Raw genomic sequence first — 10274 nt, 5'->3', positions numbered from 1 at the left:
GCTCCTTTGGCCGTTTTGTACCTGGCCCAATCAAACAGGGACAGGCACAGGCTGATGGTGGTAGCATCCAAGAGGAAGATCTTGGACTTGATCCTGAACTTTACCTGCTTAAAGCCTGCCTGCTGTCCCAGACTTTCCAACAGTGTGAAATAATAGGATTTGAAGATATTGTAGTCCCTGTGCTTGTTCTGATAGCTCACGCTGGATTTAGAGGGCGCTTTCTGAATGCCCAGATGGTTGAGATTGCCCGTTGCCGAGCGCAGACCGTTACTGATATCACGTACCGACTGGCTTTTGGCAAACTGGCAGAACAGCATCGACACCAGATGGGCCCAGCTGGTATAACCTTTATTGTGCTTGTCTGAACCGCTGGTTGAAACTAGTTTGTTGAACTTTGAGCGGTCAGGTTTTGATATGATCTGGGAGAATAGTGTTACATTTGCCATCGAGAAAGGGTTTGTTTTTGTGCAACCTCAAAGGTAACGATGAGTTAAAACTTTCCCTTCTCATTTTTTATTCGTTTAGGACGCTATTGATATTTCATCAAATATTATTTTTAGAAGTGCTTTATTAGCTTATCTTAGTTCTCAAAAATAAATATGCTTATTGTAAAGTCTTGTTGAATGAGTTGAAGCGTATAGCAAAAAGAATTTCAACAAGACTTTTTTTGTTCTTGTAAGATGAGCCGTCCTACTGAATACTTCTATTGACTCATCTTATCTGTTTTTGGAATTGGCAACCATTCATTGACAGTCAAATTCACGATACCTTTACAACAAAAGTATTTCCAAATTTAGTTTCGGTTTTGCTTGTATCTGCCTAAAATCCTATATCAAAAATTTTGATCCTTGGCCATTTTTATCTTTTAAACCCCTCTTTTTTATTTAAGCAATTTTCTAACCGCCAGCTAATTGCGCATAAGGGTCTGTGTGTACTAGTTACAAAATGTAACCAGATACTTAATTGTTGGACTCTTTTTTTTAAAAAGATCATCAGTCATATTGAATAGTTCTGTTGAACTATCGTTACAATTATCCATTGCAAACTACGAAACTAGTTAATTCTATAGGCTTAACTTATATTAGCAATTCTACCGACTTCGATTTAACGATGATCTCATATTTTGCATTTGTTAAAAAATGCTGCCTAAAATATCCATTAGATGGTTCGCTAATTATTTTTGATTGCGGCCAATATCATTATATTATCCTTTCTTTACCTTTTGTCAGTAATTCAGAAATTAACACAGAATCTCAGGTCGGTGGGGTGGAGGTGTAGTAATAATCTGAGTCAGATTAATAAATAAGCACTATCAGGTCCATACCAAGTTACATACATTTGTGTTCTGATTTTGCTGTTTCATTATACTTTTTGTGACCTGCCAAAATACATCGTAAATCTATATCTACATTTTTAAAAGTACCTTATTTTCTTTACAATTTTTAGAAGAACTAAAATCCGTATAACCAAAAAAGAGACTGCCTTTTTGAGACAGTCTCTTTTAAAAGTTCTAATCCATTTTAAGATTCAATTACGTTAAATTAAGGTTTGATGAAATCTTTTAAAGCACCATAATTAAAACCTTTTAAGTAAGGTCTTGGATTAGCATCAATCTCAGTTACTGTTTTAATCTCCCACATAGAAGGACTAAAACCAGGGAAATTAGATAAATCATCCCATTTATTAGTAGGTAATGCGGTAGTTACTCCTGCGTCTTTCATCCTAACGGGGCTTCCTTTAGCGTATCCGTTATTATCAAGATTTGTATTACCAACTGTTGATGGGTCATAGAAAAATCCAGAAGCCTCGACTAATCTTAAACCAGCTCCAAAGCCAAACACTACTCGGTCTGGATTTGCTCCAGTAGTATAACAATTTTTTAAAGTCATAGCTCCAGTAGGTAAACCAATAAAACTAGCAGTATTTGTTACCTTATCATCGTTTGGTTTACTAGTGTCCACTGAAGAAAAACAGTTTTCAACATTAACCGTTCCTGCCGTACGACCAAAAAAACCTCCGGATTGTGAGTTCCTTTCCATAACCCCGGTTGTAAAACAGTTGCTTACCGATCCATCGGTCATCCGTCCAAAAAGAACACCTCCTTGACCACTCGCACCTGATACACCTTCGACATAAGCATTTACCAAACCAAGATTCTTGATATTACCCGTTATATTATCAAAGAAACCTATTCTATGATTCGGTCCAGCTTGTGAATTCTTCATAAATAAACCATTTATAATATGGTTTTGTCCATCAAATGTTCCGTTAAAATTATCTATTTGTTGAAAGCCAGGATGTGTAGTTGTCGCATTCCATCTTTTAGTTTCTGCAGCATCAATATCTACCATTAACCTCCAATTGTTCTTTTTCTCATCATCCGTAGCCACCTCGCTTAACCACCGTAATTCGGTGATGCTTGCTATCTGACCAAATATAATGGGCTTTTGAGCAGGGGACACATAATTGTTAGCTACAAAATATACCAGAGCAGAAAGATCACGGTCTACCGAATCTACCTGCGCTTTTGTGCTCAACTCTAATTTAGTATTAATGATGGTTTCCAAATCATTCAAACGTTGGTTTAAGTCACTATAAATTCCTTTTTGAGCTTTCGAAAAGTATGGAGAGGATGCTATAGGCGAAGCTAAGTCTGCATATTGTTGCTTCATCAAATTAAATTGCGCCTTAAGATCATTAACGAACTTTATTACATCATCTTGTTTAAGATTATTTAAATCTGTTAATACTGCAATTTCTAACTTGAAATTATCAAGATCGTTCGCAGTATAGACTGTTGCCGCAGGATTGTCCGTTTCTTCTTTCAACCAAGCGTAAATTGCTGTAAATTTCTCACTTGCTGTTTCGTAAGCTTTAAGTCCAAAATTTGCTATTCCAGCACTTTTTGGGTCTAAAGCATCGAAATCATTTTTTATGTTCGCTTTCCACAATGAGTCTATCTTAAAATCTACAGTTGCGATAGTTTCGTCAGCATTTTTAATAGCCGAGGCGGGGTCTTTTACTGTATATCTATCTCCAGTATATTTGCCATCAGCAATAAGCTTCTTTCTAGTGAATACTTTGATACGCTCTTCCCTTAAGCCAACAAGTGCGGTACTCCAATTGCTGGCGTTTAATTTTTCTGCAGCTTTTAACGTTTGAGCATTAAGTCCGCTTAGCATGGAATCTACAGATGCGAGCTCATCTTTTTTACAACTCCAAACTAGTGTCGCAATCAACACTAGTATTGGTAGATATTTGTATTTGATTTTCATAACCTTGAGTTTTATTTTGTTTAAATTTTTAAATCCTAATGAGTCTGTTCTTTTCTAAAATAGCTTTCGATTTAGAAATTTTTTTTATAGAGAGCAGACTCAATTTATTATAAGTTAATTTTTAATTTATCTCCATGCATTTGGTTGTCCAATACCTGGTAATCTTCTTGCTTCTTCAATTGGTAAAGGCAGGATAAGGTATTTTGCGGTAGTCGCATTTCTGGGCACATCGATTTTAACTCGCTGATAGGAGAAAATACCATTATCAGAACCATTACTACTAGTAATCTTCATACCTGTAACTGCATCATTGGTTTTATCAATAATTTTCCATCTTCTCTGATCATAAAAACGCTGACCTTCAAAGCAAAGTTCTACACGTCTCTCATTACGAATCCTTTTCATCAGAAAGTCTTTCGTTTTTGTAAATCCAGGAACTGTTGAAATTGCAGGCTGCCCAGCTCTCAAACGAATAATATCTAAGGCCGCAATAGCACCATCAAAATCTTCTACTTCGCAATTAGCTTCAGCAAGATTAAGATAAACTTCAGCTAAGCGGAAATAAATTTTATTTGCATCTGTACCACCAGCTGTTGAACCCCAATAAGCAGCTGTACGATATTTACGACTGTAATAACCAGTTGCAGATCTTCTTCTGTCAGCGTCCTCCTGAGATGTTGGACTATTGTTGAAACCTGTGAAACTTTTACCATTATAAGTAAATACTTTAAGCTCTGCGGCTCCACCTGGTATTCCTTTATACTTTCCGTATTTAGTACCGTTGAAAACTACGTCATAAGCCAGACGGGCATCACGGCCTGCATAAGGATTAGCGCCAGGGGCTTCTGAGTAGCCAGGATTTAATGTTACGCTGGTATGATCAGCATTGTTATAGCTAGCCACCGGGAAACTTCCGTCAAGTAATTCAAAACAATCTACCAATTCTTGGGTAGGCACTGCACCAGCATTTGAACTTTGTGTTGCCGAACCAATCCCTTTTAAATCAACCCCGTTCTGATTGTTCATTACATCTTCTCCATTTACGCTTGACCTAAAGATTACTTCTTTATTCAAAACTGAAACCGTTTGGTTAAACAATTCGCCATACTGTGAGAGTGGAAGAAGACTATATTCTGGGACTATCGCAGCTATAGCTTCTTTGGCAGCGTCCGCTGCTCTTTTCCATTTGGACTTATCTCCCGTCGGATTGTTTAACAAACTTGCATTATACAGTAAGATTTTTGATTTTAAAGCATAAGCAACCGCTAAATTTATCTTATCATAATCAGAGTTAGTTTGGTTTCGTAACAGTAAATTACCAGCGGCTATGACTTCGTCTAACTCGGATACAAGACGGGTACTGATTTCGTCGTAGGTGGGCCTTTTTAATTGTGCCCAGCCGTTAAAATCGGAACTGTATGCTTTATCAATAAAAGGCACAGCTCCAAAGTTTTTTATCAATTCAAAATGATACCACACCCTAACAACTTTAGCTTCATCTATCCACTGCGCTAAGTTTTTATCAGTAATTAAATCTTTAGGTGCTGTTGACTGGGGAAGATATTCCAATGCTAAATTCGCTTTTCTAACTCCCATCCAGTACTGATTCCATAAATCACCAGCAAAGAAATTTTGGGCAAGGGATAATAAGCCGTTATGCCAATCAAACGGAGTACCCGTACCTGCTCTAAAAGCATCATCGGTGTAGGTTTCTATAAGTTGACCATTATAATTAGTAGTGAAATCCTTATCCAAATTATCGTAAATATTATTCCTGAAACCCCGTATGGTATTTTTATTGATGATTCTATCTATTCCGATTTTATCTGACGGAACCACATCAAGTTTATTAACACATGCACTTAGAAAACCAAGTGTTAGGAATAAACTAACCGCGCTATATATTTTATTTTTCTTATTCATCATTTCATTTTTTTTGAATTTGATTTATTTCTAAAAGCGATTTATTTAACTAATTAAAACTTTACGCTTAATCCAAAATTATATGCTTTAATCATGGGGTAATTAATATTTGATCCGTTTGATGTTTCAGGATCAAAATCATCATTTGGTAAATGATCCCAAACTAACAGATTTAAACCATTAGTATATATACGTATAGAACTTGCGCCAATCTTACTGGATATCTTTTCTGGCAATGAATATCCAAGTTCGATATTTCTTAAGCGAAGATAGCTACCATCCACAATCCAGTAATCACTCATTATATAATTTGTGGTATTGTTACCCAACCTTGGAGAGGTAATTTTTTCACCATTTGCAAATTTTTCTGCTGTCCAGGCTCCCTTCATGTACTCAGTAAAGTTGTCTCTGTTTGACCATCTTCCAAAACCCGTAAGGTTTACGTTACGTCTCGCAGCTCCATTTAAAAACACATTGATATCAAACGATTTCCATGACGATTGTAAACGAAAACCAAAACTTATTTCTGGAGCATCTCCGATTTGTAAAACTGACTGGTCTTGTTCGTTTATTTCACCATCTCCATTTGCATCAAAGTATTTGATATCTCCAGGAATAGGTACCCCACCTAACGCAGATTGATCTGGAGAACGATCAATTTCAGCCTGTGTGTTAAATAACCCAACTGATTTATATCCGACAAATTGATTTATAGAATAACCAGTTTTACGAAATGGGTAAGCGTAACGGCTATCGTATGGCAGTTCTGCTACGTAATCATATTTGTTTTGAGCTAAAGAAAAATTTCCGCTGATATCTAACGATAAGTCTTTGGTAAATTGCTTATTGTAGCCTGCATATACCTCAAACCCTTTATTATGTAATTGTCCAATATTACTAGGAGGCAAAGAAACATCCTTTCCAAGGCCTATAAAACCTTTAGGAACAGTTGATATGTCTTTGATAATTACACCATCATTCCAATGATAAAAAACGTCAACACCAAAAGTTATAGAGTTAAAAAGTTTAGCATCAAGGCCTAAATTGTATTTTGTGGATGTTTCCCAACTGATATTGGGGTTACCAATTTGATCCTCGGTAGCGTTGGTATTCCAGGTGGTAAGATATAAATATTGGTCATTAGCACCATAAGCAAATGCGGTATTACCAGTTTGACCCACAGAAGCTCTTATTTTTAAGAAGTTAACCTTTGAGTTATTCTTTAAAAAGTCTTCTTGCGAAATAAGCCATGCAGCAGAAAGCGACGGAAATAAACCGAATCTTTTTCCTTTTGCAAATTGCTCGGATCCCTGATAGGCAAAATTAGCCTCTGCAAAATACTTGTTTGCGTAACCATAAGCTAAACGTCCGGCAAGACCTATATAATTACTCGCCAACAGGTCTTGCTGTTGTTGCATATAGCTTTCGCCCAAAAGCTTTCCTGTTAAATGATGTTTTCTGGCGAAAGTGTGATCGTAATCTACAGATGCCCGCAAATTATACATATAATAAAAGTATTTTTCCTGACCGTCTGCTAAAGTTGTATTAGAAGTATTTCCAACTTTTTGAAAGCCTAAAGAATCTGCGCCTTGCGTATCTTGTAAGGTTGCAACTGCCCAAGTTTCGTAGTTTCTACTTCTTACTTGCGTACTTCTGGAGTACACATCAAATGCCAACTGGGCAGAAGTAGATAGACCAGGTAAAACTTTATCCAGTTTTTGGCGAGCTCCAAAAGTATTGTAAAGTCTGGCAGCATTTTCTGAACTTGAACCGGAACGATTTAAGTATCCATAAACCGACTGGTCATTTCTGAAATTTAATTTATCACGTTTAATCAGTACTTCCCCATCTGGAGTTAAGTCGTTAAAGGCATTATTTGGCGTTTCATATAACTTTGCCAAAACGTAATCCCAACTTTGGCCCTTGCCAACATATGGTCTGTTGATTTTAGCTAAAGAACCACCAATATTTGCCCATACGTTAAGTGTTTTATTTAGGGAGATGTCCAGGTTGGTACGGAAATTAAACCTACTGGTTTTGGACTCGGCGTCATAACTGTACTTTTTGAAAGGTTCGTTTTTAAACAAGCCGCCCTGAGACAAATAGCCTACTGAAGTAAAATAGCGCATTAAATCACTTCCACCTCTAAAGTCTATATTCAAACGACTTAGCTGAGAGTAATTTTTCATAAAGTCATCTACTACATTTCTTACCGGATAAAATTCCGTTTGATCTGCTTTTTGATAACGTTCGATTTCGTAAGGAGTATAAAAAACTGTATTACTTTGGTCTAAACCAGTACCGCCTTTATATATATCCTGTGCATCAGCATAGAGAGTATCATTAGCTACTCGTTGGTTATAAAGTAAAGGATAATCAGCTGCCGAAACAAATTTAGGCCTGGCAGTTGGAGATTGTATTGCCTGATCAAAGTGAACACTGATTTTCGATTTACCGTTGAATCCTTTTTTAGTGGTGATTAATAAAACACCTCCAGAACCACGCATTCCATACATAGCTGTTGCAGCACCATCTTTTAATATGGTAACACTTTCCACATCATAAGGACTAACACCCGATGGGTCTCTTTCTACCCCATCCACCAAATACATTATTTTGTTTGAATTTGGGGAATCGTAACCTCTAATTTGAGCATTAAATGATTCTCTACTAGGTTCTCCATTATTTTGAAGTATACTTAATCCGGGCAACCTGCCTTGTAGTGCTATTAATAAATTAGAAGAACGGTTAGTTAAAAGCTCATCTCCACTTATTGAATAAACTGCTTCGGTAACACTTTCTTTGGTTTGAGTTCCGTAAGCTACATTTTGTAACTTATCGTCATAATCCATTATTACCATTTCATCATCGCTTCGCAATGTATCGGTAACACTTTTGAAACCTGTAGCTTTAAAAGTCACGATTACCGGTAAAGTTTCCGACTCAATTATAAATTTTCCGTTTTTACCAGTGGTTACGCCTTTAGACTTGCCTTTCTTTGTTATGGTTACTCCTGATAAGGGAATACCTGCTTTGTCATTTACTGTTCCACCTACATAACTGCCTGCTTCGGCCGACAGAGTAAAGCTTAAACAACAAAGACTCATAAAAAAATATCTTATTATTCTCATTATTGTCAATTAAAATTTCTTAATAATTTTATCTATGCCTAATTCTATTAACGCCAAGCAACAGGTTGTAAAATTTTTGGCATTAATTTTTGATCCGAAAGCGGAATCGGCAAAATTTTATACTTCTCAGTATGACATTTCCAAGTCCAAGGCATTTGGTAACGAGTATACTTAAATACTCCAGGGCTTACCTGCTCTGGCAACATCCCACTAATGGTATTAGTATTTTTGTTGCTGATGATATCCCATCTTCTTACATCGAAAAAGCGACTGTCTTCTAATACCAATTCAACACGTCTCTCATTATGAATCCTATTCATCAACCATTCTTTATTAAGCGTGAAACCAGGTACTAATCTGATAGAAGGCTGATGTGCTCTCAAACGAGTCATGTCTAACTGTGTACACGCTTCATCCAATCTATTAGCACCACATAGTGCCTCTGCGTAGTTCAGGTAAATTTCAGCATAACGCATCATCACAGAATGTTGAGAAACCCTTGCACTTCCGTCGTTGTTTGTACCTGATCCGTAAAATAGTGGGTCTCTATCTTTTCCATAATAGTATCCGGTAAATGTTCTCTTGTCATCGCCAGAGGTAGCTGGCCCGTTAGTTCCTGTACCCGGGGCCCCTAAGTAAGTAAATACCTTGATAGGACCTAATTGATAAGACTCTCCAAAATCATTTCCGTTGAATAAAATATCTCTATAAAAACGATCGTCTCTATTAACGTAAGGCTTATTTACGTCATCATAGCCCGCTGCAAGAGCTTCGGGCGTAAACGTTGGATTTGCATGTGTCGCATCGTAATTTTTAATAATCAATGAACCATCTTTTAACTCGTAACTATCAACCATTTCCTGAGTGGGTGTTTCCCCAGCTTTATAGTTGGAAAAATTACTTCTCTTTGGAGTCGTTGCAGATAAATTCATTCCGTGTACGAAACTAAGGTTTCCCAAAGAACTGCGGCTACGCCAAATTACTTCTGTAGCTTCTACATTTTCATTAATGTTTGAATTGTATAAGTTCTTTTTGGTGTTTTCAAAAGGCTCTAAGGAATAGGCGTTCAAATCTAAAAATTGTTTTGCTGCTGCCGCCGCTCTTTCATATTTTGCAGGGTCACCATTAGGATTGTTTAACGGACTTGCGTTATACAATAAAACTCTGGATTTTAATCCGTAAGCAAAGCTAAGTGGCACTCTCAATTTATCATTTGAATTTAACGGGTCACGTCTGAATGGCACAATTTTCCGATCGATTACAGTTTGTAATTCATCCGCTATCCTAGTTGCAATTTCGTCATAAGTAGGGCGGGTTAAATTTCCCCATCCTTTAAACTCAACTGGTTGTGCCGTGTCCATAAAAGGTATAGGGCCGTACATGCCAATTAGTTGGATGTGAAAGTAAGCTCTTAAAATCAAAGCTTCATCACGCATTTGATCCCGCTCTTCTTGTGGCATAACTGATAATGGAACTGTAATATTATCAATATTACCTATCAGCACATTGCAGGCTCTGATGGCAGCCCAATAACGAGCCCAATAACCACCTCCATCTGTAAAAAATAAAAGTTTATTACTACTTTCTCTAGTTACAGCTAATGCTGCAAATGATGGAGATAAAAGACCATTACGCCAGTTTTCCATACTTTGATTTTGAGCTTCAAAAGCGTTGTCATCCAAAGATTCAAATGTTGTCCAGAAATAAATGTCTGAGCGATCTTGGGGAACACCTGCATAGCAAGAGTTCAAAAGACCTCGCACTTTATTGGCATCGCCCAAAATACCTGTTAGAGTTTCACGAGAATCATCGGCTCGATCCAAAGCCTTTTCGAAGGCTTTTTCACATCCCGTTTGTGTTAGCAACAAGACAATTAAACTTGTTCCCAGAAGATTTTTTATTATATTTTTATACATTTTCATTGATTTTTTTCTTAGAAATATTT

General features: G+C 36.9%; 5 protein-coding genes. All 5 read right to left on the bottom strand.

The genetic code is table 11. The annotated features are described in order from the left end of the window. Positions 1–446: DUF4372 domain-containing protein (locus tag I5M32_RS12160; protein ID WP_200586719.1), on the bottom strand; the 446-nt coding region annotated here is incomplete at its 3' end. A gap of 1095 nt (positions 447–1541) precedes the next feature. Continuing rightward, positions 1542–3275, bottom strand: a complete 1734-nt coding sequence (locus I5M32_RS12155) for a hypothetical protein (protein ID WP_200586717.1) — start codon at positions 3273–3275, stop codon at positions 1542–1544. A 126-nt stretch (positions 3276–3401) separates the two neighbouring features. Further along, complete coding sequence (locus tag I5M32_RS12150; protein WP_200586715.1) at positions 3402–5201, bottom strand: RagB/SusD family nutrient uptake outer membrane protein; 1800 nt, start codon at positions 5199–5201, stop codon at positions 3402–3404. 50 nt (positions 5202–5251) lie between these two features. Beyond that, positions 5252–8329 carry a SusC/RagA family TonB-linked outer membrane protein gene (locus tag I5M32_RS12145; protein ID WP_200586713.1) on the bottom strand — a complete coding sequence of 1026 codons (3078 nt, stop codon included), beginning with the start codon at positions 8327–8329 and terminating at the stop codon, positions 5252–5254. A gap of 47 nt (positions 8330–8376) precedes the next feature. Continuing rightward, positions 8377–10245 (bottom strand): RagB/SusD family nutrient uptake outer membrane protein, encoded by a 1869-nt coding sequence (locus I5M32_RS12140; protein ID WP_200586704.1) that lies wholly within the window; start codon positions 10243–10245, stop codon positions 8377–8379. Between the last annotated feature and the right edge of the window lie 29 nt (positions 10246–10274).

The sequence above is a fragment of the Pedobacter segetis genome (genome assembly GCF_016623585.1).
Classification (GTDB): Bacteria; Bacteroidota; Bacteroidia; order Sphingobacteriales; family Sphingobacteriaceae; genus Pseudopedobacter; species Pseudopedobacter segetis.
This window is presented reverse-complemented; position numbering and strand designations above follow the sequence as displayed.